The sequence below is a fragment of the Pedobacter nyackensis genome (assembly GCF_032678475.1).
Classification (GTDB): domain Bacteria; phylum Bacteroidota; class Bacteroidia; order Sphingobacteriales; family Sphingobacteriaceae; genus Pedobacter; species Pedobacter nyackensis_A.
The window spans coordinates 195308-219422 of the sequence record NZ_JAVTSF010000003.1; the positions used below are offsets into that span (position 1 = coordinate 195308).

Annotated in this window: 26 protein-coding genes; 10 read left to right on the forward strand and 16 right to left on the reverse strand. The window is 38.8% G+C overall.

Annotated features, from left to right (window positions below; genetic code table 11):
- Positions 1-65 precede the first annotated feature (65 nt).
- Entirely contained in the window at positions 66-920 is an 855-nt protein-coding gene (locus R2Q84_RS11810) for a helix-turn-helix domain-containing protein (protein WP_316816748.1), read from the reverse strand.
- 120 nt (positions 921-1040) lie between these two features.
- On the opposite strand from R2Q84_RS11810, the gene R2Q84_RS11815 reads away from it, so the two are divergent.
- Positions 1041-2270 (forward strand): pitrilysin family protein, encoded by a 1230-nt coding sequence (locus R2Q84_RS11815; protein WP_316816749.1) that lies wholly within the window; start codon positions 1041-1043, stop codon positions 2268-2270.
- Between the two features lie 18 nt (positions 2271-2288).
- On the forward strand, positions 2289-2849 hold the full coding sequence (gene def / locus R2Q84_RS11820) for a peptide deformylase (protein WP_316816750.1): 561 nt from the start codon (positions 2289-2291) through the stop codon (positions 2847-2849).
- Here def and R2Q84_RS11825 read toward each other — a convergent pair.
- Genes R2Q84_RS11825 through R2Q84_RS11835 form a run of 3 tightly spaced genes read right to left on the reverse strand, consistent with a single transcriptional unit; the run spans position 2846 to position 4929 of the window.
- A complete protein-coding gene (locus R2Q84_RS11825) occupies positions 2846-3484 on the reverse strand; it encodes a hypothetical protein (RefSeq protein WP_316816751.1) in 639 nt (212 codons plus the stop codon). The two genes, def and R2Q84_RS11825, sit on opposite strands and share 4 nt — an antisense overlap.
- 56 nt (positions 3485-3540) lie before the next feature.
- Complete coding sequence (locus R2Q84_RS11830; RefSeq protein WP_316816752.1) at positions 3541-3786, reverse strand: NifU family protein; 246 nt, start codon at positions 3784-3786, stop codon at positions 3541-3543.
- A gap of 54 nt (positions 3787-3840) precedes the next feature.
- Positions 3841-4929 (reverse strand): Mrp/NBP35 family ATP-binding protein, encoded by a 1089-nt coding sequence (locus R2Q84_RS11835; protein ID WP_316817178.1) that lies wholly within the window; start codon positions 4927-4929, stop codon positions 3841-3843.
- 119 nt (positions 4930-5048) lie between these two features.
- On the opposite strand from R2Q84_RS11835, the gene R2Q84_RS11840 reads away from it, so the two are divergent.
- Genes R2Q84_RS11840 through R2Q84_RS11850 form a run of 3 tightly spaced genes read left to right on the forward strand, consistent with a single transcriptional unit; the run spans position 5049 to position 8487 of the window.
- Positions 5049-7208, forward strand: a complete 2160-nt coding sequence (locus R2Q84_RS11840; protein ID WP_316816753.1) for a biosynthetic peptidoglycan transglycosylase — start codon at positions 5049-5051, stop codon at positions 7206-7208.
- A gap of 10 nt (positions 7209-7218) precedes the next feature.
- Positions 7219-7779: a hypoxanthine phosphoribosyltransferase gene (gene hpt, locus R2Q84_RS11845; protein WP_316816754.1), complete on the forward strand. Its 561-nt coding sequence runs from the start codon at positions 7219-7221 to the stop codon at positions 7777-7779.
- Positions 7780-7827: 48 nt separating this feature from the next.
- Positions 7828-8487, forward strand: coding sequence for a phosphatidylserine decarboxylase family protein (locus R2Q84_RS11850; protein ID WP_316816755.1), 660 nt, complete (start codon positions 7828-7830; stop codon positions 8485-8487).
- 62 nt (positions 8488-8549) lie between these two features.
- On the opposite strand, the gene R2Q84_RS11855 is transcribed toward R2Q84_RS11850, so the two are convergent.
- The 7 genes from R2Q84_RS11855 to R2Q84_RS11885 form a co-directional block, all read right to left on the reverse strand.
- Entirely contained in the window at positions 8550-9665 is a 1116-nt protein-coding gene (locus R2Q84_RS11855) for a mechanosensitive ion channel family protein (protein WP_316816756.1), read from the reverse strand.
- 4 nt (positions 9666-9669) lie between these two features.
- Complete coding sequence (locus R2Q84_RS11860; RefSeq protein ID WP_316816757.1) at positions 9670-10896, reverse strand: Glu/Leu/Phe/Val dehydrogenase dimerization domain-containing protein; 1227 nt, start codon at positions 10894-10896, stop codon at positions 9670-9672.
- A 92-nt stretch (positions 10897-10988) separates the two neighbouring features.
- Positions 10989-11336, reverse strand: coding sequence for a 50S ribosomal protein L19 (rplS, locus tag R2Q84_RS11865; RefSeq protein ID WP_008241658.1), 348 nt, complete (start codon positions 11334-11336; stop codon positions 10989-10991).
- Positions 11337-11635: 299 nt separating this feature from the next.
- Positions 11636-11920, reverse strand: coding sequence for a hypothetical protein (locus R2Q84_RS11870; protein WP_316816758.1), 285 nt, complete (start codon positions 11918-11920; stop codon positions 11636-11638).
- A gap of 170 nt (positions 11921-12090) precedes the next feature.
- The gene (gene trmD, locus R2Q84_RS11875) at positions 12091-12768 is read right to left on the reverse strand and encodes a tRNA (guanosine(37)-N1)-methyltransferase TrmD (protein ID WP_316816759.1); all 678 of its coding nucleotides are present in this window, start codon (positions 12766-12768) and stop codon (positions 12091-12093) included.
- Positions 12769-12782: 14 nt separating this feature from the next.
- Positions 12783-13310, reverse strand: a complete 528-nt coding sequence (gene rimM, locus R2Q84_RS11880) for a ribosome maturation factor RimM (protein ID WP_316816760.1) — start codon at positions 13308-13310, stop codon at positions 12783-12785.
- A 75-nt stretch (positions 13311-13385) separates the two neighbouring features.
- Positions 13386-13967, reverse strand: a complete 582-nt coding sequence (locus R2Q84_RS11885; protein WP_316816761.1) for a 30S ribosomal protein S16 — start codon at positions 13965-13967, stop codon at positions 13386-13388.
- Between the two features lie 173 nt (positions 13968-14140).
- Between R2Q84_RS11885 and R2Q84_RS11890 the strand changes: the two genes are divergently transcribed.
- Positions 14141-14464 carry a heavy metal-binding domain-containing protein gene (locus R2Q84_RS11890; protein WP_316816762.1) on the forward strand — a complete coding sequence of 108 codons (324 nt, stop codon included), beginning with the start codon at positions 14141-14143 and terminating at the stop codon, positions 14462-14464.
- Between the two features lie 35 nt (positions 14465-14499).
- Here R2Q84_RS11890 and pfkA read toward each other — a convergent pair whose 3' ends face one another.
- Entirely contained in the window at positions 14500-15483 is a 984-nt protein-coding gene (gene pfkA / locus R2Q84_RS11895; RefSeq protein WP_316816763.1) for a 6-phosphofructokinase, read from the reverse strand.
- A gap of 58 nt (positions 15484-15541) precedes the next feature.
- Positions 15542-16276, reverse strand: a complete 735-nt coding sequence (locus R2Q84_RS11900; protein ID WP_316816764.1) for a biotin--[acetyl-CoA-carboxylase] ligase — start codon at positions 16274-16276, stop codon at positions 15542-15544.
- A gap of 83 nt (positions 16277-16359) precedes the next feature.
- Here R2Q84_RS11900 and rsfS point away from each other — a divergent pair, with 83 nt between their 5' ends.
- From rsfS to R2Q84_RS11920, 4 genes are read left to right on the forward strand one after another with little or no spacing between them, the layout of a single operon-like run.
- Entirely contained in the window at positions 16360-16734 is a 375-nt protein-coding gene (rsfS, locus tag R2Q84_RS11905) for a ribosome silencing factor (RefSeq protein ID WP_316816765.1), read from the forward strand.
- Between the two features lie 26 nt (positions 16735-16760).
- On the forward strand, positions 16761-18851 hold the full coding sequence (ftsH, locus tag R2Q84_RS11910) for an ATP-dependent zinc metalloprotease FtsH (protein ID WP_316816766.1): 2091 nt from the start codon (positions 16761-16763) through the stop codon (positions 18849-18851).
- Positions 18852-18909: 58 nt separating this feature from the next.
- Positions 18910-19563, forward strand: a complete 654-nt coding sequence (locus tag R2Q84_RS11915; RefSeq protein ID WP_316816767.1) for a lactate utilization protein C — start codon at positions 18910-18912, stop codon at positions 19561-19563.
- A gap of 55 nt (positions 19564-19618) precedes the next feature.
- The gene (locus R2Q84_RS11920; RefSeq protein ID WP_316816768.1) at positions 19619-20701 is read left to right on the forward strand and encodes a ketoacyl-ACP synthase III; all 1083 of its coding nucleotides are present in this window, start codon (positions 19619-19621) and stop codon (positions 20699-20701) included.
- On the opposite strand, the gene R2Q84_RS11925 is transcribed toward R2Q84_RS11920, so the two are convergent.
- From R2Q84_RS11925 to R2Q84_RS11935, 3 genes are all read right to left on the reverse strand, one after another.
- Positions 20698-22173, reverse strand: a complete 1476-nt coding sequence (locus tag R2Q84_RS11925; RefSeq protein WP_316816769.1) for a tetratricopeptide repeat protein — start codon at positions 22171-22173, stop codon at positions 20698-20700. The two genes, R2Q84_RS11920 and R2Q84_RS11925, sit on opposite strands and share 4 nt — an antisense overlap.
- Before the next feature lie 94 nt (positions 22174-22267).
- On the reverse strand, positions 22268-23011 hold the full coding sequence (locus R2Q84_RS11930) for a zinc ribbon domain-containing protein (RefSeq protein ID WP_316816770.1): 744 nt from the start codon (positions 23009-23011) through the stop codon (positions 22268-22270).
- Positions 23011-24108, reverse strand: coding sequence for a Nif3-like dinuclear metal center hexameric protein (locus R2Q84_RS11935; RefSeq protein ID WP_316816771.1), 1098 nt, complete (start codon positions 24106-24108; stop codon positions 23011-23013). Before R2Q84_RS11935 ends, R2Q84_RS11930 begins: the two co-directional genes overlap by 1 nt.
- Between the last annotated feature and the right edge of the window lie 7 nt (positions 24109-24115).

Consider the following 24115-nt stretch of genomic DNA (forward strand, 5'->3'; position numbering starts at 1 on the left):
ACTGCACAAAATTATCAAAAATGACGGCCAATAGCTTGTAGATAAGTCGGCATTACATGTATAGTTCAGCGTCTCTTTTGAAGCTCGTGAGGTGTATACCCTGTATGCTGTTTTATAAAGTGACTAAAATGGGCCTGATCTGAGAAATTAAGTATATAAGCAATCTCCGTGATGCTTTTTTCGGTAGAAGCCAATAACATCTTTGATTCTAGCAACAACATATCTTTTATAACCGCCCGGGGCGATTTCCCCATAATTCTTTTTACAACCTCCGATAAATATTTAGTGGTGACATTAAGCATTGCCGCATATTTGTTGACGGCTCTTATCTGGATAAAATTCTTTTCAACTAAATGTTTAAACCGATTAGCCAGGTTCAAACCACTTGTCGCACTTTCCTTTATTTTTTTTGCAAAAGGGTGATAAATCGTTCGTATCCGAAGTAAAAGAATATGAGTAAAACTGCGCAATAACTCTTCCTGTTCAGGAGAGGAATGATGATATTCACGAATAAGGTCTTTAAAACACCGCTGCAATATTAAACTTTGCTGGGCTGTTATGCTTACGATACGCTCGGCCTCAAGATCAAAAAAGGGGAAATCATCAGAAATAGTACTGCCAATAAGCGGCTGAACCAACTCTGTTTTGAAATGGAGATAATACCCTTTACATTTTTTCAGGTTAAACGAGGCATAAACAAAATTCTCCGGCACCAAAACCAGATCGTTAGACTTTAACCAGCGATGTTCCGCTCCAAGATGAACATCATGGGTTCCCTCCAGTAATAAATAGATCAAATTAAATTGCCGGCGAATAGGTTCTGCGTCATTTCCCGATAAGATGTTATCCCGCATATCTTCAAGCATACCAGGTATTGCCATTCTATTCATATGACCGGCACCACTTTTAATCTTGTTCATTGGATTATATCCCCTTCCGTATGACCTAATCAAATTTAATGAACCTTTTACAAGAATAGATAAATGTTGAATAAAATATTATCCCCATAAAGCTTATTTCTTCTGTACCTTTGCCCCTCAATGGAATATAATGTTCATACCTTGCCTAACGGCATCCGCTTACTTCATGTGCCTTCTGCATCTGCAATATCTCATGCCTGCATCATTATAAACAGTGGTTCCAGAGACGAGAAACCGGAGCAGTCCGGGCTGGCCCACTTTATTGAACACTTGATTTTTAAACGCACAGAAAAACGCAATACTAACCAGATTCTGAACAGGCTTGAAAGCGTGGGCGCAGATCTGAATGCTTATACCACCAAGGAATATACCTGTATTCATGCCTCTTTCCTTAACCCTTATCTGGACAGAACCTTAGAGTTGTTTAATGATATTGTTTTTCATTCAACCTTCCCCGAAGATGAGATGGAAAAGGAAAAAAGTGTTATCCTTGATGAAATTGCATCCTATTTAGATCAGCCGGAAGAGGCAATATATGATGATTTCGAGGATATGGTATTTGCCGGACATCCACTTGGCAGAAACATTTTAGGCACTACAGAAAGCGTCAATAAACTCAACAAAGAGGACATCCTGGCCTTTATTAAGGAAAATTATCATACTGACAAAATAGTAGTCGCAGTGCTTGGAAATTACCCCTTAAGCAAAGTGGTAAAAATTGGATCTAAGCATTATGCTGATATCCCAGCCAATCTACATATACAAACAAGAATTGCACCTGTAACGGTCCCTGCAATTACACAGTCTTTTCAAAAGCCTATTCAACAGGCCCACGCCATGATGGGTGCTCAGGCGTATTCCTTACACCACCCTTACAAAACAGGTCTTTTATTACTAAACAACCTGATTGGCGGTACCGGGATGAGTTCTATTCTGAACTTACAAATTAGAGAGAAATACGGGATCGCTTATACCATCGAGACAGGATATAGCCCTTTGAGTGATACAGGTATTTTCTCACTTTATTTTGGCACTGATAAAGAGAAAGTAAGTAGGGCCTGGTCGCTTATTCTTAAAGAATTTAAAAAAATAAAAGACAACCCACTAACGGAAGTTCAGCTTCAGAAAGCAAAAAACAAATTCATTGGACAGATTGCACTAGGTGAAGAAAACCGCATTGGATTGATCGTTGCCATGGCAAAAAGCCTGATCGACTACGATAAAATTGATTCATTGGAAACCGTATTTTCAAAAATCCAGGCCGTTAGCACCACAGATATGGCCAATATTGCCAACGAAATATTAGATGAAAGTAATCTTACGTCCCTAACTTTTTATCCTTTAGGGTAATATTTGTATTTTTGTCCCATGAAATTACCCATTATAGCCTACGGAGATCCGGTTCTTAAAAAAGTGTGCACACCTATTGACAAGAATTATCCGGACCTGAAACAATTAATCAGCAACATGTTCGACACCATGTACAATGCCCATGGCGTTGGATTAGCAGCTCCACAGGTGGGTTTGCCAATACGCTTGTTTATTGTAGATACAGGCGCAGATGAAAGCGATAAAAACAAGTTTAAAAAGGTTTTTATCAATGCTGAAATCGTTGAAGAAACAGGTGAGCCCTGGGCTTTTAATGAAGGCTGTTTAAGCATCCCTGACATTAGAGAAGATGTCATGCGTAAACCTAATATCCTGATCAGATACTATGATGAGAACTGGGTACAACATGAAGAAGAAGTTACCGGAATGCCTGCACGTGTCATACAACACGAGTACGACCATATCGAGGGAAAGCTGTTTACAGACACTTTAAGTTTGTTGCGTAAAAGAATGCTGAAAAGCAAATTGGACGCAATTTCTAAAGGTAATATACACGCTGATTACAAAATGCGCTTCCCGAATCAGAGCAGAAAGCGTTAATTGCTTTCGCTTCTAATCTTATCACCTTTAAAGATAGATTGCATCAGCTTACCCCATGCAAATGGATTTAATAACGGATTAGTTTGAACCATGTTCTTGTTTAAAGCACGATCATGGTTTAACCTGTTATTGATACTTTGTATCTCTCCTCCATCTCTGGGCAAGGTCATAATTAATCCGCTAAGCGCATCTGGCGAGAGGTTACGCGCTGCGATAACATAATCGTCATCCGCAATCTTCATCGACATAAAGTCTCTCGTAAAGTCTTCTACCGTTGCCCATGGATAAACCCGAACTGTAGGTAAATTCATAATCTCAGCCTTCATTTTAATCATGGCAGTATATTTACTGTCATTAATTTGTGCAGGAATAGGGAGCAAAAGATCTTTATAACCAATCGCGGTATACAATATCGTATCTCCCGGATGTGCGATAAATGAAAAATACCCTTTGTAATTTGCAGCATAGCGTTGCTCCTTGTTGCTCAGGTTCGTAACCGTAACATAAGGAACAACCGTATTGCTATCCACATCGGTAATAATTCCGGTGAATTGAATCAATGGTTTCTCCTTCGTATTTTGTGCAAATACAGATGAAACTAAAAGAAACAATATGATGGTTAACGAATACTTCATATTACAAAAATAGCTGTTATAAATAAAACGGCTAGTTAAATTGTGTTAAATCATTTCTAAACCGGCTCTGCCAGGTTAATTGCTTCAACGGCAGTAATTTGTGGAACAGCCTTTAAAATAGCCTGTTCAATACCTGCTTTCATGGTCATAAAGCTCATTTTGCAGGATCCGCAGTTGCCCAATAATCTTAATCTAACTACATTTTCTGCCGTAATCTCTTCTATAGCAACATCTCCACCATCGGCAATTAAATATGGGCGGATAGTTTCTAATGCTTGCTCTACTTGTTCTGTTAAATTCATTTTTGGTATTTTAAAATATAAAAATAGTAATTTTTTTCCTCATTCGGTACCTTTTTAAACCCTTAAGGAAAGATCTTCGGCCGTTTGAGCGTTATTGATAGCGATTTGCTGCGCCACTTTACCCGCAATTTCAGTAAAAGATACTGCTATTTTATGTTCACGGTTTATCGCAACAGGTACGCCATTGTCTCCTCCTTCAGTGATCCCCTGAACAATTGGAATTTCGCCAAGGAATGGAACTGAAAATGATTTTGCCAGTTCTTTTCCCCCGTCTTTTCCAAAAATGTAATATTTATTTTCGGGTAACTCTTCTGGAGTAAAATAAGCCATATTCTCTATCACACCTAAAACAGGGATATTGATACCCGGCATTCTAAACATCGCCAATCCTTTGCGTGTATCTGCCAGCGCCACCTGCTGTGGGGTCGTTACAATTACTGCGCCAGCTATCGGGAAGCTTTGAGTAACGGTAATGTGAATATCCCCGGTTCCCGGAGGAAGATCTACAATAAGATAATCCAGCTCACCCCAATCAGCATCATTAAACAACTGCTTTACTGCATTTGAAGCCATTGGTCCGCGCCATGGCACTGGTTGATCGGGATCCGCAAAAAAGCCTAATGAAAGCAGCTTTATTCCATATTTTTCAATAGGCATAATCAGGGTTTTACCATCTTCAGTCTCCCGGGCAGAAGGCTTTGCGCCCACCAGGTCAAACATAATTGGAACCGAAGGGCCGTAAATATCTGCATCAATCAATCCTACCTTTGCGCCATCGGCAGCCAGCGTAATCGCGAGATTACTGGCAACAGTAGACTTCCCTACCCCACCTTTACCAGAAGATACCAGGATAATATTCCTGATTGCCTTTAACTGGGTGGTATCCATTGGCTTCGTTACTTTTGAAGTGATATTGATCTCTATTTCGGCTTCCTGACTTACAAAATGCTTGATCGCATTTAAGCATGCATTTTTTAACATGTCTTTCATCGGACATGCAGGCGTAGTTAATTCCAGGGTAAAATTGACTTGTTTACCGGATATTTTTAAGTCTTTGATCATGTTCAGTGTAACCAGATCTTTCTTAAGATCGGGATCCTCAACATTCCTCAAAGCGGCTAGAACTTGTTCTGGGCTAATCATCATTAGCCAAATTTAACAAAAGACCGCCACAATTAATTTTAAATGCCCCTTTTTATTGTAATTTTAACACGAAATAAACATTTGAGTTTAACGTTTAGCAATAAAATCTTTTTTATAGCATGCATCTTCCTAAAATTAACATCCCTAAAAAGTACATTAAGACCGGAGCGTGGGCATTGGGGATAATTATTATTCTACTAATGATTACGGGCATTATAGCCTATAACAAAAGAGAAGCGCTTTTAGAGAAAATGATGGCTAAAGCTATAGCCAAGGCCGATAAAGATTACGGTCTGGATGTGAAAATTGCTGAATATGGATTCAATGGATTCAGTACTGTCCACATGAAAAACATCTCTGTAGTACCCAAAGACAGGGACACATTAACAACCATTTCCGATATGACGATTGGAGTTAAGCTCTTCCCTTTGATTTTTGGAGATGTAAAACTATCTGAAATTGACTTAAACATGGGTAAGCTCAATATTGTCTTCAGAGATTCATTGAGCAACCTGGACTTCCTGCTGAAACGAAAAAAGAAAGACAATCCGGAACAGAAGTCCAAAACTGGTCTTGGCGACCTTGCACACAACCTCCTGAACCAGGTACTCTACAAGATCCCGGACAATATGCAGATCAAAGACTTTCTATTGAATGTCAATGACAACGATACCGCAAAACTTACATTTCTAACCAGTAACGCAACTATCGACGATGGAGAGCTCAGTTCAACAATCCTGGTTAATGAAACAGAATCTACCTGGCACATTAATGGAACCGTAAAACCGGGAAAAAAACAAATGGATATTATGCTTTTTGCCGACAATAAAAAAGTAGAACTTCCATATCTGGAACGCAAGCTGCATGCTAAGTTTAGTTTTGATACGGTAAGAACTGAAATGAAAAATGCCGATTATAGCGGCGATGACTTTAAAATATCCGGCTCCTGGTCTATTAAGAACTTACTGATCAATCACCCAAAAATTGCATCCAACGACATTGTTGTTGCTGATGCAAAAATTGAGGCCGATATGTTAATCGGAAAGAACTTTGTGGCGCTGGACAGCACATCAACAGTTTATCTTAAGAAAGCATCTATTCATCCCTATATAAAATATACCCTTTCACCAAACAAGATCTACGAAGTAAAGCTCCATGCGCCTGAACAGGATGCGCAGGAGATCATTAGCGCTTTCCCCCAAGGGCTGTTTGAATCCCTTGATGGAATGCAGGTACGTGGAAAAATAAGTTATGACCTGAATTTTTACCTGGATAGTACATTGCCAGACAGCGTTAAATTTAGCTCTTCATTAACTCCATCGAATTTTAAGATCCTAAAATGGGGAAAAACTGATCTACAAAAAATGAACAAGGATTTTGTTTACACCCCATACGAACGTGGCAAGCCTATGCGCGACATTTTGATAGGCCCTGGCAACCCAAATTACACTCCGCTTTCTGAAGTCTCCAGTAACTTTAAAAATGCAATCCTGACTTCAGAAGACCCTTCATTCTTTACGCATAAAGGCTTTGTTCAGGAATCCATCAGAAAATCTATCGCGGTCAATTTTAAAGCAAAGAAATTTGTACGTGGCGGTAGCACCATCTCTATGCAGCTTGTGAAAAACGTGTTCTTAAGCAGGCAAAAAACACTTTCCAGAAAGGTAGAAGAAATTCTAATTGTATGGCTCATTGAGAACAACAATCTGATTAGTAAAAACCGTATGCTCGAGGTGTATTTTAACATTATTGAAATGGGTCAGAACATCTATGGAATAGGTGAAGCGACCCGTTATTATTTTGGAAAGAAACCTTCAGATCTGAACATCGGAGAAGGTATTTTCCTGGCCAATATTGTCCCAAGGCCTAAAATAGCCTTATACAAATTTAAAGATGATGGTGGACTTAAAGATTACCTCTACCCTTATTTTAAATTCATAGGAAAAATTATGGCAGGCCGCGGACTTACGCCTGTAGACTCCAATGGCTATGGTTTTTATAATGTACAATTGCGTGATGGATTAAGAAAATACCTGTTACCAGACTCGACCAGCATTGACACCAATGCGCTGGAAAGCGACGAGGATCCTCTGCTGCCAGCTATTGAAACCCATGATGCTTCAAAAAGTCTGTTTGACCGCCTGTTTGGTAAACAAAAAAAGGACACCACTCATACGCAGCCGGCTAAAATTGATACCACCAAAACGAAAAGAGAATTGAGACAAGAGCGACGGGAACAACGAAGAAGGGAAAAAGAACAGGAAAAACCCGCGCTTTAGGAAATAAATTATGACAAATCAAATTCAAATAGCAGACAAAACATTTGAACTGTTTTTAGAAAATCATACCATTAGCAAACGCACGCGTCTGATCGGCATTCAGCTCAACATCGATTACGAAGACAAATGCCCAATATTTATAGGCGTATTAAATGGAAGCTTTCTTTTTATGGCCGACCTGCTAAAGGAGGTTGAAATTCCCTGCGAAATAGGTTTCATTAGGGTTTCTTCTTATGACGGAGCAGAAAGCAGCGGAAAAATTAAAGAGACCTTCGGCTTACCTGATCATCTTCATAATCGGGATGTGATTATTGTTGAAGATATTGTTGATACCGGATTTACCCTTAACTACGTCATAAATGAGGTTAAAAAACAAAAACCTGCCTCCGTTAAAGTTTGCAGCTTATTGTTTAAACCAGCCGCATTAAAAGCACCAATTGAAGAGCTCGAATACACGGGTTTTGAAATTGCGAATGAGTTCGTGGTGGGCTACGGCCTAGACTATGATGGTCTTGGCAGAAACCTCAAAGATATCTACCGTGAAAAAACTGTTCCTGCCGATTTAGGCTAAATGTAATTTTTTTTTCACAATTTTGGGAAAAATATATAAGACATATCAATGACCATACACAAAGAAGGTTACACTACCATTGCACTATCAGTACTTTTCATATTTGTTCTGAATGCTTTTATCGATTACAAATTTGCTGATATAACCTGGTTAAAGTGGTTAATCTATATCTTCTCTTTTTCTTTATTTATTATTGTTTTACAGTTTTTCAGAAATCCTTCGCGCACATTTACCAACGGTGAAAACCTGGTAATTTGTCCAGCAGACGGAAAAGTTGTCGTAATTGAAGAGACTGAAGAAGGAGAATACTTTAAAGATAAAAGACTACAGGTATCTATTTTTATGTCGCCGGTTAACGTGCACATCAACAGAAACCCGATTTCAGGTGTTGTTAAGTTTTTTAAATACCATCCAGGTAAATATTTAGCGGCATGGAACCCTAAATCGTCAACGGAGAATGAAAGAACAACAGTAGTAGTTGAACATAAAAATGGTACGCCTGTTTTATTCAGACAGATAGCCGGTGCATTGGCCAGAAGAATCGTTTGGTATGTAAAAGAAGGTGATAAAGTAGAGCAAGCGAAAGAATTCGGATTTATCAAGTTCGGTTCAAGAGTAGACATCTTTTTACCTTTAGGCACCAAAGTTAACCTGGAACTGAACCAGGTGGTAAAAGGAGGAATTACCGTATTGGCGGAACTCTCTTAAGCAACTATAAAGAATAAAAAAATGCCCTGGATAATGAATATCCAGGGCATTTTTATTTCTAATTATGCTTTATTAGGGTGATCTCCTATTGATCTTTGCGTTGGATAGGCAAAGTCTGAGCGATACTCCTTAACAATCTCCATCAGCTTAAAATTGATCCCTTCTTTTACGCGTACATATTTGCTATGTTCCATGTTCTTCACCAAATAAACAACTTGAATATTCAGGGCAGAATCACCAAAATTATCAAACGTAGCATAACCATCCTGTGTATCCGGATGAGCCGTCAGAAAGTCTCCAATCGCTTTAATGATCTGTTTAATATCATCGGCCTCGGTTTCATAAACAATGCCGATGAAAAAGTTTACTCTTCTATAATTCCTTAACGTAACATTTTCAAGCACACCATCGATCATTGCCCTGTTAGGAATAACAATAGTCGTTTTATCAGGACTAATTAACCATGTACTTCTGAAACCAACCTTTTCAATTGTGCCTTCTATTCCATCTACTTTTACTACGTCTCCAACGGTAAAAGGTTTATCGAGAAAGATTGTAAATGAACCAATCAGGTTTTCCAGACTCTCTTTTGCCGCCAGGGCAATGGCTATACCACCAATCCCCAACCCCGTAATCAGGGTTAACACATTGATTTCAAAAACAAAGCCAAGCAGGACAAAAAATCCTAAAAAACAGATCAGCGTTTTAGTCAACTCCTTCAAAAAAGGCACCAACTGATCATCGGCCTTATTATTGGTCTTAACCGCTTTGTTTTTTAAAACGAAAGCCATAAAATCTATAATCCTTAGAATTATCCAAAAGATCGAAAGAATGATTAGAAAAAGAAAAACCTTATCCAAACAATCGCCAATGGTAACCTCGATTTTCGTCTTCGATTTTTGCCACAATCCAATGTCTAGAGGATGACTTAAATTATTAATGGCAATGTATATTGTACAGAAGGTAATAAATGACTCTATAGGCTTTAAAAGCAGGGAAACAAAAGTCTCCCCGTTTACCTCATCAGCAAAGCCTTTAAATATTTTAAAAAGAGCCCGGCTAAACAATCGGGAAACCAATTTTTTAAACAGCAGTCCCAGTAAAATAACTACAAGAAAAATACAATATTGCTTAACCGTATTGCCCCAGAAAATTTGTTCAAAAAATTGATTATCCATATACCTATACTAATTGTTTTAATGCGATTTCAAAAGCTGTTTTAGAAAGTTGTGTTGGCGCTGAAGACTCATCATGTACCGCCTTCATCGCTTTATAAATAACCTGAGAAGCATCACTAAAAATAGCATCATCACTCATTTCTACATTTCTTTGCATCAGGTAAGCAAAAACTCTTGCCATACCGCAGTTTGAAATAAAGTCAGGAATTACTGCAACATTCTCATCAACATGCTCCATTATACTGCCGAAGAAAATCTCTTTATCAGCAAAAGGAACATTTGCACCGCACGCAATAACTTCCAGTCCACCAGCAATTAACTGATCAACCTCTGCCTGCTGTACCAACCTCGAAGCTGCTGCAGGTACAAATATCTCTGCCCCTACATTCCAAATCTGTTTACTGGCCTCTTCAAAAGAAATAAGATCCGGAGATACCAGGGTGTTACCAGCTCTGTTGTTAAAAAGATCTATGATTTCGTCCTTACTAAAGCCCTCCGGCTTAATCAGTCCACCTACACGATCGATAATACCTACGATTTTTACTCCATTTTGCGACAAATAATAACCTGCTGCTGCTGCAACATTGCCCCATCCTTGAATAACCGCTTTTTTGCCAGCTAACTGACCGCCCCAAAGGCTGTAAAAATGACCAATAGACTCTGCTACACCGTAACCTGTGATCATATCTGCTACTTTGTACTTTCTCTTAATATCAGGCGTGTAATTTAAATCTTCCAACACTTTAGATACACCATAACGCAATTGTCCAATCTGGTGGATACGCTCGTTCTCTCTTGCGTGATAGTGTCCGTTAATTACACCTTCCTGTGGATGCCATAAACCATAATTTTCTGTAATTGGAATCACTTCATGGATCTCATCGATATTTAAATCACCACCGGTACCATAGTAATTCTTTAGCAGTGGCATTACAGCTTTATACCAACGTTCCAATACTTCTTTCTTTCTTGGATCTGCAGGATCAAAATTTATCCCTGATTTGGCACCACCAATTGGGGGGCCCGACACGGTAAACTTTACCTCCATTGTTTTTGCCAGGGACTCAACCTCTCTTTTATCTAAGCCCTTACGCATTCTGGTTCCACCACCGGCAGCACCACCACGAAGAGAATTTATAACTACCCATCCTTCAGCTTCAGACTCTTTGTCTTTCCATTCAAATACAACTTCCGGTCGCTTCTCTTCGAATTTTTTTAACAGTTCTTTCATTATATATATTAAGTTAGTTGGCGCAAAGATATACAAACAAAAAAACCTCACCGATATGATCGGTGAGGTTAATATATCTTTTTTTAAAAGAATTAAACTCTTTTAGATTTTATACGAGCTGCTTTACCAGTTAATTCGCGCAGATAGAACAATTTCGCTCTGCGAACTTTACCGTGGCTGTTCACTTCGATTTTAGCGATGTTAGGAGAGTTAATAGGGAATATACGCTCTACACCTACGCCGTTAGACATTTTACGAACGGTAAACGTTTCGTTTGCACCAACGCTGTTACGTTGTAATACTACGCCTTGGTAAATTTGAATACGTTCTTTATTACCTTCGCGAATTTTATAGTGAACACTCACTGTATCTCCTGATTTGAATGCAGGAAACTCATTTTTTGCGATTACCTGCTCTTCAACAAATTTTACTAAATCCATGATTTTAAGCTATTAAGCCGACTTTTTCTTGTTTAAAATCGGACTGCAATATTAGGAATTTTATTTTAAAAATAAAAGTCTTTTTTGTTTTTTTCCACATTCTTTAATATTTCCACAAAATGAAAGTAAAACTCAGTAGGCTATTAATTTATAAAAAAACACAGTACAACACCAAAAAAAAGCCTTATGACATATTTCTGGTAATAAAATCTCTGGTCACATATTATTAAAAAACTTTTTAAATGCCTGTGATCCTTTGCCTTTTATAAATTATAAGTTTTTATTTTACGTCCCGAAATTTACATCTCCACCGGCCCCTGTTTCAACAATTCTTTTAACGGCTTACACCTAAGCTCTTTGTTCATCAGCTCTCCTCCCCGCATTTCAAATAGTTTTTCAAACAAAACAACCTTTTCATGCGGAATGTCTTGTCTGTCCCCCAGTAAAATATTTCTATAATTATTAAAAGTATTCAAGGATATACCCAAAATTTTCGGCAGGATCTTTACCGTCTCTCTATATTGATGTACCGGCAATCGTAACAAAAAATCATTAATTTTATACTTTCTGGTATTATTACTCATATAATAAATTTTAGTTGCCATTAAATCTCATATACCATCCCCCTTCTAGAAAAACGGAGAGTACATATTTTTTTATGGTAAACTTACTAAGAAAAGAATGAAACAACCAAAAATAAGCACGTGTTTTTTACCAAAACACATAAGTTTATCATTTGTAAAGTAAAAGAAGATTAATCTTCCAGCAAATCTGGTCTGCGGGTTTGTGTACGAATAAGCGCTTGTTCATGACGCCATTCATTGATCCTGGCCTCATGTCCACTCAACAACACGTCAGGCACCTTATGCCCTCTCCAGTCCGCAGGACGGGTATAAACAGGAGCATCCAGCAGCTCGCCCTGAAAGCTATCAGACAATGCAGAGGTCTCATCATTCAACACCCCCGGAATTAAACGAATGATTGCGTCTACAAGTACTGCAGCAGGCAGTTCTCCACCCGAAAGCACGTAATCACCGATAGAAATTTCACGGGTTACAAAAAGATCTCTGATCCGTTGGTCTATGCCTTTATAATGCCCGCAAAGAATCATGATATTACCCTTGCCCGAAAGCTCATTCGCAATAGTCTGATTGAACGTTTCGCCATCAGGACTCATAAAGATGATCTCATCGTATTTTCGTTCTGCCTGAAGCCCCTCAATACAGCGGGCAAAGGGATCGATAGACATCACCATACCACTACCACCACCATAAGGATAGTCGTCAACACTTTTTTGCTTGTTCGTCGCATAATCACGTAAATTATGAACAACTATTTCAGCGATACCTTTTTTTTGTGCACGCTGAAGAATAGAATGAGCAAAAGGACTAACCAATAAATCAGGTAATACAGATATAATGTCAAAACGCATCTTACAAAGATAAATTAATTTGATAGATATATGTCCAAAAGACCTTCTGGTAAGTCTACCAATAAAGTCTCCTCTTCTTCATCAATTTCAATAATCATGTCTTCATTTAAAGGGAACATAATTTCTGTGCCTTTGTATAATACCGTTGCTACAAATTGTTGAGGATATTCATTCACTTCAATAATTTCCCCCAGCTCTCCCTGCGTTTCATCCGAAACGATAAAGCCTTTCAGGTCATTATAATGAAAATCCTCATCAGAGCGATCTGGCATTTTAGTTAAGGGCAGGTAAATCTTTTTTCTAACTAAAGCCTGTGCCTTATCTATATGATCAATATCATCGAAATAAAAATTACCCGTATTATTGTTTTGCAATTTACAGGACGACACAAAAAACGGCACCATTTTACCATTTATCTCTGCAAATACCACATCCAGGTCTAACAACCCCGGCTCATCATATTCAAAAAATAGCTGAACCTCTCCCTTTAACCCTTTTGTCTTGGTAATGTACCCTATGTAAAACGCTTCTTCTTGTGTCATATTTACTTAAAAATAAAAATAGCGAAGAATTCATTTTCATGAAATTTCTTCGCTATCCATTAGCATAAAAAAATACTATGCTTCTTCTTTGTTTTCTTCAGCAGCAGGAGTAGCTTCTTCAGTAGCCGGAGCTTCTTCAGCAGCAACCTCAGCAGCAGCTTCAACAGCTACTTCTTCTTCAGCAACTTCTTCTACTACAGGTGCATTTTTAATTGCAAGAGCAGCAGCACGATCAGCATTTTTCTTAGCTTCAGCAGCTAAAGCCGCTTTTTTAACTTCTTCTTTAGATTTAGTTAAGCCTTCTTTTTTGCCTTCAATACGCTCGCCTTTTGCAGTTAACCACTCAGCGAATTTAACTTCAGCCTGTTCAGCAGTTAATGCTCCTTTTTTAACACCACCTTCTAAGTGTTTTTTGTATAAAACACCTTTGTAAGAAAGGATAGCACGACAAGTATCCGTAGGTTCAGCACCTTTGTTTACCCAGTCTAAAGTTTTATCGAAATTAATGTCGATAGTTGCAGGATTGGTGTTTGGGTTGTAAGAACCTAAACGCTCAATAAATTTACCATCTCTTGGTGAACGGGAATCCGCTACCACTACGTGGAAAAAAGGTTTCCCTTTTTTACCGAATCTTTGCAATCTGATTTTAGTTGCCATTTCTTCTTTTTGTTTATGTATTCAACATAGTTCCCGGAGCTTCATGCTTGCGGGGCTGCAAAAGTAAGTAAAATACTAATGATTAACAAGATGCAGTCCGTTAAAATTCATTTCCAGCAATTTTCTTGTAACATTTAAAGATTAATGGCATCAAAAAAGCAAAACGAATCACTATGTTAATCACAACAACGAATACAATAGAAGGCAAAAAAATAGTCAGATATATAGGCCTTGTTAGCGGCGAAACCATTATTGGCGCCAATATTTTTAAAGATCTTTTTGCGGGTATCCGCGATATAGTTGGCGGAAGATCTGGATCTTACGAGCAGGTACTGAGAGAAGGCAAACAAACTGCTGTAAACGAAATGCAGCAATATGCAGCAGCACTGGGTGCCAACGCCATCATCGGTGTTGACCTTGATTATGAAACTGTAGGCAGTGGAGGCAGCATGTTAATGGTTGCCGCAACCGGAACAGCAGTCATCATTGAAGATTAAAATAAAATGGCCCTTTAAAAGGGCCATTTCTATAATTATAAAGACAATATCTCAACCAGTTTCAACCACGCCGGACTCACTTCCTGTGCATCGATATGTTTTATAGCATGATCAAATCGTGTAAACACCAGCTCTCTGTTTATTTGCCCCACCATTACGCCTGACTGATCATTCAAAAGCCCCTCTACTGCGGCTACACCAAAACGACTAGCCAATACCCGATCCATACAGCTAGGCTTTCCACCACGCTGAATATGTCCAAGTACAGAAACTCTGATATCGTAATTCGGAAAGTGTTTCTTTAATGCCTCACCAACATTAAAAGCCCCACCAACCTCATCTCCTTCTGCAACAACAACAATCTTGGAAGCCTTGTCCTTCCTTCCGTTTTCCAGTCTGTTAATCAATCCTTCAACACCCATATTGGCTTCCGGAATAAGAATGGCTTCTGCACCAACGCCAATTCCGCTCCTTAGAGCGATTAACCCTGAATCTCTGCCCATCACCTCTACGATGAATAAACGATCGTGCGACTCTGCTGTATCTCTGATCTTATCTACAGCGTTTACCACCGTATTGATTGCTGTATCGTAACCAATTGTAAAATCGGTTCCCTGTAAGTCATTATCTATAGTACCCGGCAATCCAATAATTGGAAAATTAAACTCGCTGGTAAACAAGCTCGCCCCTGTAAAGGTACCGTCGCCACCAATCACAATCAATCCATCTATCTTGTGTTTCAATAATTGTTGGTATGCCTGTTCGCGCCCCTCTTTAGTCCGAAAAGCATCACTACGTGCCGTTTTTAAAATTGTGCCTCCGCGCTGAATAATATTGGCTACTGATTTTCGGTCCATCTCGATGAAATCACCATGAACCAAACCTTCGTATCCCCTTAAAATACCTGTAACCTGTAAATCATAGTAAATTGCGGCCCTAACCACTGCCCTAATGGCAGCATTCATTCCGGGAGCATCGCCACCCGACGTTAATACTCCAATATTTTTTATTTTGTTCATTTATTTTCAGATGATTTAAAGCTCTTTTGCTACAAGGCCGTGAAATTAGCTATAATCTTTAAATGTTGTTTAAAAATTCTACTTCTTTAAAATTATATTGCTTTTCTATCCCCTCTGATTCAATAATCAGGAAGCCTCCGGCCGCTACATTGGTAATTACCCCTTCAAACGTTTCATTGTTGCTCCGGTAAAGCTTCTTTTCATTTAATCTATACAACCCTTTAACGTAATCAGCCTGTAACTTATTGAAAGCTCCGGATTTCAATTTGAGATATTGACCCTCGATATGACTACATATTTCTGCTAAAAGCTCCAATAAATTAACATCCCGTTGTAAAATTTTTCGCATAGAAGTTGCCTTATTTAACAGTGCCGGGTCAAAATTTAGCTGATTTACATTGATTCCTATGCCAATAATACCGGCCTTGTAGGTAATTCCGGACAGGATATTCTCAATTAAAATCCCACCTAGCTTCTGATCATTATAATACAGATCGTTGGGCCATTTCACCTTTAACAAAGGCCCCAAAAATTTAGCTAAAGCATCTCTAATACCTACGCTAACAGCCATATTCAGCATAAACTGCTCGCTTATCGGTAAGAAGGACGGACATAAATAGATACTAAAAGTAAGGTTCAAACCGGGCTCAGTAAACCAGGTGTTTTCCTGTTGTCCCCTCCCCGCAAACTGGTGACCTGCCATTATAACAGTCCCTTCGGGTAATGGCTCGGAATTTGACACCTTAGATTTTAAAAAGTTATTGGTAGAATCAACCTCAGATAATCTTATCAAATTTTGACCAACAAATAATGTTGAAAAAGTGTTATTTTGCAAGTGTTGATTGTATATTTGTTTATCAAAATTAAAACATTTTAATGTTAAAAAAGAAAATAGGAAACCTTTCTACATACCTCTCAGAGATAGCTGTACATGGCATACAGGAAAAAAAAGGAAACGACATTGTAAGGTTAGACTTAAGGGAGCTTAACAGTTCCGTTTCTGATTACTTTATTATCTGCAACGCAGATTCCGCTACTCAGGTAAAAGCAATTGCCGATAGCGTTGAAGAAGAGATCTATAAAAACACGCAAACTAATCCATGGAGAAAAGAAGGTCTGGATCATGCAGACTGGATCATTCTGGATTATTTTGACATTGTAGTTCACATATTTAAAACTGAAAAGCGCGAATTTTATGGAATTGAAGACTTATGGGGCGACGCCCAGTCAACATCCTATCAAAGCGCCTAATCATTCAACCCATTTTTGATTTAACGATGAAAGAGAATCCAAATACGAAGCCCAAGTTGATTAAGAAAATCCCGAATATTCCTAAAAAACCTCAAAAAGGTTCTAAATTTAATATCTTTTGGGTTTATGCAGCAATTATTTTAGGCCTTATCCTACTACAATTCATGTTTAGCGGAGATACCGCTAAAACAATATCGTACCGTACATTTGAAACGCAAATGCTGATTCCGGGCGATGTAGAGAAAATTATTGCCTACAAACATGAAGATGTAATCAAGGCAGAAGTCTTTATTAAAAAAGACCGCCTAAAAGAAGCTAAGTATAAGCAATACCTGGGCAGAAATAGCTTCGGTCCTAATGATGGCCCGGTTGTTTACTTTAATGCCGGGTCTTTCGACAAGCTTAGCACAGACCTGAAAGAATCTCAGAAAAATTTACCGGCTGATCAACAGATCCAACCGGACATTCAAACCAGACAGAGTTCATTTAACTCCTGGTTTTTAACTATCATTCTACCTGTTTTACTATTTATCGGCTTCTGGATATTCATCATGCGCCGTATGGGTGGTGGTGCCGGTGGTGGTGGCGGACAGATATTCAACATAGGAAAATCTAAAGCAACACTCTTTGATAAAGAGAGCCAGGTAAACGTTACTTTTAACGATGTAGCGGGTCTTGAAGAAGCAAAACAAGAAGTAATGGAAATCGTCGATTTCCTTAAAAATCCTAAAAAATATACAAACCTGGGCGGTAAAATACCTAAAGGTGCATTATTGGTAGGATCACCAGGTACGGGTAAAACGTTATTAGCTAAAGCTGTTGCAGGCGAAGCCCAGGTGCCTTTCTTCTCACTTTCAGGATCTGATTTCGTGGAGATGTTTGTTGGTGTAGGTGCTTCACGTGTACGTGACTTATTTAAACAAGCTAAAGATAAAGCCCCTTGTATTATCTTTATTGATGAGGTAGATGCAATTGGTCGTGCTCGTGGTAAAAACAGCATGATGGGCGGAAACGATGAACGTGAAAATACGCTAAACCAGCTACTTGTTGAAATGGATGGGTTCGGTACAGATTCAGGGATTATTATTCTTGCTGCAACTAACCGTCCTGACGTATTGGACTCTGCTTTATTGAGACCGGGACGTTTTGACAGACAAATATCTATTGATAAACCAGATCTGGTTGGTCGTGAGCAAATCTTTAAAGTTCACTTGAAGCCTATTAAAACAGATGAAATTGTTGATGCGAAAAAGCTTTCAGCACAAACCCCGGGCTTTGCAGGTGCAGAAATTGCCAACGTTTGTAACGAAGCTGCTTTAATTGCCGCACGTCGTAATAAAGAATTTGTAGACATGCAGGACTTCCAAGACGCTATCGACCGTGTTATTGGTGGTTTAGAGAAGAAAAACAAAATCATCTCTCCTGAAGAAAAACGTATAGTTGCTTATCATGAAGCCGGGCATGCTATTGCAGGCTGGTTCCTTGAGCATGCCGATCCATTGGTTAAGGTATCTATTGTTCCTCGTGGTGTTGCAGCCCTTGGCTATGCACAATACCTGCCTAAGGAGCAATTCCTTTATACCACAGAACAGTTAACCGACGGTATGTGTATGACCATGGGTGGTCGCGTGGCAGAAGATATCGTTTTTGGTAAAATATCAACCGGTGCTCAGAACGATCTTGAACGGATCACCAAATTGTCTTACGCCATGGTAACTATTTATGGTATGAACACCACCATTGGTAACGTTTCCTTCCACGATCCGCAAAACGAATACAATTTCAACAAGCCATATTCGGAGAAAACCTCTGAAATGATTGATCACGAGGTTCGTTTATTGATCGAAGATGTATACGCAAGAACAAAAGAATTACTTACAGAAAAAAGAGAAGGCTTAGAAAAACTTGCTCAGAAACTGATAGAAAAAGAGATTCTTTTCCAGGCCGACTTAGAGGAAATCTTAGGCAAACGCCCTTTTGATAACCGTACCACTTATGATGAATTTGTAAATGGAACCGGTGATCAGAAACCAGCTGCCGAAGGATTATTGCACGACGGGGTAAGTCAGCCTACTGACCCTGCAACTCCAATAAATCCGGTACAAACAGAGTCTTAATTACAATATTTATGGGGCTGCCGTCTTCCTTAAGGAAACGGCAGCAAATCCATTTTTTATGCAGGAAAACATTTCTTCAAAAGAGCTCATGCTAAAAAAGATAAGGAAAGCCCTTCTGGAAAGAAGAGATAACCCTTATCCAAATTTAGAAGATACCCCTCTTTACACAGAGAGCGAAGATCACAGGGAGTATCCCGAAATTTTATTCGCAGAACAGCTTACTGCTGTTTCAGGAAACTTCATCTACTGCGAAAATGGAATAGATTTCATTGAAAATATCCTTCAGTTAGCCGAGAAGTTTAACTGGAGAAAAATATATTGCTGGGAACCTGAATTACAAGACCTCCTTGCTACTTACGAATTCCCTTTTTACCAGACCGACAAAGACTTTGAAATGGCTGAAGTAGGCATAACACTCTGCGAAGCCTTAATTGCCCGTAATGGCTCTGTAATGGTCTCAAATCAAAATGCTGCCGGACGAAGGTTAAGCATATTTCCACATCATCACATTGTAATTGCACGTACCGGACAAATGGTTATGGATCTAAAAGACGCATTCAAACTCATCAAGAATAAATACGGTACAGAAATCCCTTCCATGATCAGTACCATCACCGGTCCTAGCAGAACTGCAGATATTGAAAAGACTTTGGTCCTTGGCGCACATGGCCCTAAAGAATTATTCGTATTTTTAATTGACGATTTTTCTTAATCTAATATATTTATCTTAATTTTATACTGTACACCAAAACAGTATATGGTTCAAAATGGGCATTAAAACAAACTTACGCTCGGTTATATCGGGCACAGGAAGCTATATTCCTAAAAACATTATCTCAGGAAATGCCTTTTTAAACGCTTCGTTTTATGACAATGGCGTAAAACTGGAAAAAGAAAACAGCGAAATCATCAGCAAATTCTCAGAAATCACAGAAATCAACGAGCGCCGCTATATTGATGACGACCAGGTAAGTAGTGATATCGCTGCAATAGCTGCACAAAGAGCAATTGACGATGCCAGAATAGATAAAGAAAGCCTGGACCATATTATATTCTGCCACAACTTTGGTGATGTTAAAAATGGTAGCAACCGCATGGATATCCTTCCTTCCCTTGCAGCCAAGATAAAGCAGATCCTTCAGATAGAAAATCCTGACTGCGTTGCGTACGACTTGATTTTCGGCTGTCCAGGCTGGGTACAAGGAGCCATTCAGGCCAATTATCTTATACAAAGTGGTGATGCAAAACGTGTAATGGTAGTTGGAGCAGAAAGCCTTTCCAGGATTATTGATCCACATGATCGTGACAGCATGATTTTCTCCGACGGAGCTGCTGCTGTAATTTTCGAAGCTCGGGAAGACGAAACACCATTAGGTATCATTGCCCACAAAACACAAACCTATGCTGCTACGCATGGCTCATTGCTCGTGATGGGAAAAAGTAATAACCCAGACGAGCAAAATGGCAACGCCTATCTTAAAATGAATGGTAGAAAGCTATACGAGTTTGCCGTGTCAAACGTTCCAAAGGTTGTAAAAGCTGCAATAGATAAAGCAGGAATTAACATAACTGACATAAAAATTGTTTTTATTCATCAGGCAAATGGAAAAATGGACAATGCCATTATGAAACGCGTATTTAAGCTGTATGATCTGGATACTGTTCCTGAAAACCTGGTACCTATGACCATTTCCTGGCTGGGAAACAGTTCTGTAGCAACCATTCCTACCCTACTTGATCTGGTTAGAAAAGGCAAAGTTGAAGGCTACAAAGTGAATAAAGGCGACTATGCTATATTTACATCTGTAGGCGCAGGTATGCACATCAATGCTTTTATATATCGTTTTTAGTTTATCCTTTTTAAACTGTCTCTTGCCTCGCTTTCAATACTGTTTTCGTATTGATGGCCTTTCATATTGATGGCTGTATTAAAGCAGGATTTAGCCTGTGCGTAACTCCGTTTCTTCATATAGATTTTACCCATAAATAAAGCCGAATTCGCTGCAAAGTATGCTTTGAGACTCTTCCCGTAAGTCACAGCCTTTTGGTAGTTTTCCAAAGCCTCGTCTGATTTGCCCAGCTGATCATTGTTCCTTCCCAAGCGGTAAAAGTACTCCACCCTATCTTTGACTAGTTTTAAATCACCTTCTTTAATCCCCGATAAAACCTCAAGAGACTTAGCATAATACCCCCCATCAAATAACAACCTGGCCTTTAGTAGCCCTATATTAGGTGCTCCGTCTGCAACTTCGTTCATCGCCTGTTTATCCCTTTCATTGATGGCATAACCAGATCCCTTAACCTTCGCCGAGTATTGATCATACCCCACTCTATCACCAGAAATCAATTCCATCCAGCCCAAATGCAAATAGGTATCTTTCACATAACTTACTCCTTTACTGGTCTGTAAAAACTTATTAAAATATGTTGAAGCAGTCAAATCCAACTTATTCAACCGCGCAATACCCATCAAATAATCCAGGTAAGGAAATGACTGATACTGTTGTCCGACAGGTCGATTTGCAAGTGTAATAATAGCTTCTTCTGTATGCCCTTTTTTCGCACTTACATACGATTTAAGATAAGATTTTAATAAACTGGAGTCAGACACCCTCCCAACGTATTTCATCGTTTCTGCGTAAGCATTTTCACTATGAGCCACATCTACCAGTACGAATGAATAATAAAATACAACTTCTTCATAAAACGGCTCATAAACTGAGGAAGGCAAACCTGCTGCCAACCGCTGCATCATAGCGAGCCCACTTTTCACATCTCCCTTTATTCCAAAAGTAGAAAGCGTACTTTTCATGAACCCATCAGGCAAACTTCCCAATACAGCACTAATCAAACCAAGTCCCTTAAAATTCAATTGAAAAGCAGGATACTTTTTAGCATTTTCCCGCAGGTAGGCATTAGCCTTTTTTATTTCCATTGCAGCATTAATCTGCTCCCCAAAACGTCCTCTGATTAATGCCCACTGTAAATTGATCTCTGCCTGTGCATAAAGGCTATAAGGAGACTTTTCTTTATCATCCTCTATTTGATCCAGCCGTTTGCTTTTATTCCCCTTTAAACGATCAAAATCAGCCTTGCTATCTGTAGTTAACAATTGAAAAAAATCTACATAATTTTCCAGTAAAGGAACAATTGAGTTTTCAGGGTTATTCTTCTTTTCAACCACAATTAACTGTCTTGCAGCGTTTAGTTTCAGTTCAAATATAAGTCCATAAGCTTTCAAACAATTTGCATTAAAATCAAACTTAGCAAACAATGCTCCGGGAATAAACAAGAGGAAGAGGATTAAACAAAAATAACGCATATTACATTTTCTATGTTTTTAATTGCCATAAATTTAGGCACAAAAAAAGGTCAGATGTAATTTCCGACCTTTTTTATATTTTGATAACTGGTATTTATACCGGTGCAACTTCCTGAGTTAATGCCTCATCCACTAAAATCCTTCCACAATGCTCGCAAACGATAATTTTTTTGCGCTGACGGATATCCAACTGACGTTGAGGTGGAATCTGGTTGAAACATCCGGAACATGAATCACGGTCGATAGTAACAACTGCCAAACCGTTATTTGCATTTCCTCTTAATCTGTTATAAGCCACCAAAAGTCTTTCGTCGATTTGAGTTTCAGCCTTTTCAGCTTTCTTTAGCAAGCCCTGCTCATCTTTCTCCGTTTCAGCAGTAATGGTCTCCAACTCTCCCTTTTTAATATCAAGATCTTTCTTTCTTGATTCTAAATCAGCAACAGCTTTATCATAGATATCAGTTTTTTGAGAAATATCAAATCCGAATTCTCTGATTTTCTTCTCACAAACCTGAATTTCAAGCGTTTGTATTTCTACCTCCTTTGTTAAGGCATCATACTCACGGTTGTTTTTAACGTCTTTTAATTGAGTCTCATATTTTTTGATCAGGTTTTGAGCGTCCTTGATCATATTTTTACGCGTTACAATGGCATCTTCAGTATCATCCAATTCGCCTTTGAATTTTTGTATACGTGTTTCCAGACCTGCAACGTCATCTTCTAAATCGGCAACTTCCATTGGCAGCTCACCGCGTATCTGACGTATTTTATCAATCTGAGTATGCAGGGTTTGTAATTCGTATAAAGCTTTTAGCTTTTGCTCTACAGTTTGTTCCATTAAATGAAATAATTTATGGGGTTTGTATTATGCTCCGTTAAACGGATTGCAAAGTTAGGAAATTTTTCTTGAATAATATCTATCAACAAATCAGATGTAAATTGTTCACTCTCAAAGTGTCCGATATCTGCGATTACTAATTTTTCATCTGCGTCGAAAAACTCGTGGTATTTAAAATCAGCAGTCACAAAAGCATCTGCGCCGGCAGCAATAGCTGCTTTCAGCAAAAAGCTCCCAGAACCTCCGCAAACCGCTATTTTTCTTATCTTTTTAGGTAAAATACGTGTATGTCTGATCACCGTTGCATCCATGCTGTTCTTCACCATCCTCAAAAACTCATGACCATCCAACGCCTCCTCAAGCCAGCCAATCATACCCGCTCCAACACTGCCCAGTTCATTTTCCAGTGGATAAATATCATAAGCAACCTCTTCGTACGGATGATGTTCAAACAAAGCGAGCATTACTTTTCTTTCGTCCTGAACCTTAAAGATAGTTTCAATCCTAACCTCTTGTTCCTGATGTTGTATTCCTTTTTCTCCAACAAAAGGATCAGAATCCTCTCCTCCTTTGAAAGTACCAAAACCCTCAGCATTAAAGCTGCATTCGCTATAGTTGGAAATATTTCCTGCACCGGCAGCAAATAATGCTTCTCTGAGTACATCCGACTGCGCAACGGGACAAAAAGTAACGAGTTTCTTTAAAATTGCATTTTTCGGACTTAAAATTTTCGTATTCTTTAATCCAAGTCTGCGACTGATCACACCATTTACCCCATGTTCAACATGGTCAAGGTTGGTATGTATGGCATATAATGCAATGTTATTTTTAATAGCCTTTAATACTACACGCTCCACATAATTCTTCCCCGTGATCTTTTTCAGGCCCTTAAAAACGATTGGATGGTGCGTAATAATCAGATTACAATTATGTAAAATGGCTTCATCAACAACACTTTCTATGCAATCCAGCGCCACAAGGGCTCCACGTATTTCCTCATTTGGATCGCCTACAATCAGGCCCGAATTGTCATAATCTTCCTGATAATTCAATGGAGCAAAGGCCTCCAGGTGCTTTATTAAAACAGATAACCTCATATCCCGT

Bases quoted from the DNA above. Each gene is read 5' to 3' on its own strand.
- R2Q84_RS11810 (WP_316816748.1), bottom strand. From the start codon at position 920: ATGAACAAGATTAAAAGTGGTGCCGGTCATATGAATAGAATGGCAATA.
- R2Q84_RS11815 (WP_316816749.1), top strand. From the start codon at position 1,041: ATGGAATATAATGTTCATACCTTGCCTAACGGCATCCGCTTACTTCAT.
- def (WP_316816750.1), top strand. From the start codon at position 2,289: ATGAAATTACCCATTATAGCCTACGGAGATCCGGTTCTTAAAAAAGTG.
- R2Q84_RS11825 (WP_316816751.1), bottom strand. From the start codon at position 3,484: ATGAAGTATTCGTTAACCATCATATTGTTTCTTTTAGTTTCATCTGTA.
- R2Q84_RS11830 (WP_316816752.1), bottom strand. From the start codon at position 3,786: ATGAATTTAACAGAACAAGTAGAGCAAGCATTAGAAACTATCCGCCCA.
- R2Q84_RS11835 (WP_316817178.1), bottom strand. From the start codon at position 4,929: ATGATTAGCCCAGAACAAGTTCTAGCCGCTTTGAGGAATGTTGAGGAT.
- R2Q84_RS11840 (WP_316816753.1), top strand. From the start codon at position 5,049: ATGCATCTTCCTAAAATTAACATCCCTAAAAAGTACATTAAGACCGGA.
- hpt (WP_316816754.1), top strand. From the start codon at position 7,219: ATGACAAATCAAATTCAAATAGCAGACAAAACATTTGAACTGTTTTTA.
- R2Q84_RS11850 (WP_316816755.1), top strand. From the start codon at position 7,828: ATGACCATACACAAAGAAGGTTACACTACCATTGCACTATCAGTACTT.
- R2Q84_RS11855 (WP_316816756.1), bottom strand. From the start codon at position 9,665: ATGGATAATCAATTTTTTGAACAAATTTTCTGGGGCAATACGGTTAAG.
- R2Q84_RS11860 (WP_316816757.1), bottom strand. From the start codon at position 10,896: ATGAAAGAACTGTTAAAAAAATTCGAAGAGAAGCGACCGGAAGTTGTA.
- rplS (WP_008241658.1), bottom strand. From the start codon at position 11,336: ATGGATTTAGTAAAATTTGTTGAAGAGCAGGTAATCGCAAAAAATGAG.
- R2Q84_RS11870 (WP_316816758.1), bottom strand. From the start codon at position 11,920: ATGAGTAATAATACCAGAAAGTATAAAATTAATGATTTTTTGTTACGA.
- trmD (WP_316816759.1), bottom strand. From the start codon at position 12,768: ATGCGTTTTGACATTATATCTGTATTACCTGATTTATTGGTTAGTCCT.
- rimM (WP_316816760.1), bottom strand. From the start codon at position 13,310: ATGACACAAGAAGAAGCGTTTTACATAGGGTACATTACCAAGACAAAA.
- R2Q84_RS11885 (WP_316816761.1), bottom strand. From the start codon at position 13,967: ATGGCAACTAAAATCAGATTGCAAAGATTCGGTAAAAAAGGGAAACCT.
- R2Q84_RS11890 (WP_316816762.1), top strand. From the start codon at position 14,141: ATGTTAATCACAACAACGAATACAATAGAAGGCAAAAAAATAGTCAGA.
- pfkA (WP_316816763.1), bottom strand. From the start codon at position 15,483: ATGAACAAAATAAAAAATATTGGAGTATTAACGTCGGGTGGCGATGCT.
- rsfS (WP_316816765.1), top strand. From the start codon at position 16,360: ATGTTAAAAAAGAAAATAGGAAACCTTTCTACATACCTCTCAGAGATA.
- ftsH (WP_316816766.1), top strand. From the start codon at position 16,761: ATGAAAGAGAATCCAAATACGAAGCCCAAGTTGATTAAGAAAATCCCG.
- R2Q84_RS11915 (WP_316816767.1), top strand. From the start codon at position 18,910: ATGCAGGAAAACATTTCTTCAAAAGAGCTCATGCTAAAAAAGATAAGG.
- R2Q84_RS11920 (WP_316816768.1), top strand. From the start codon at position 19,619: ATGGGCATTAAAACAAACTTACGCTCGGTTATATCGGGCACAGGAAGC.
- R2Q84_RS11925 (WP_316816769.1), bottom strand. From the start codon at position 22,173: ATGCGTTATTTTTGTTTAATCCTCTTCCTCTTGTTTATTCCCGGAGCA.
- R2Q84_RS11930 (WP_316816770.1), bottom strand. From the start codon at position 23,011: ATGGAACAAACTGTAGAGCAAAAGCTAAAAGCTTTATACGAATTACAA.
- R2Q84_RS11935 (WP_316816771.1), bottom strand. From the start codon at position 24,108: ATGAGGTTATCTGTTTTAATAAAGCACCTGGAGGCCTTTGCTCCATTG.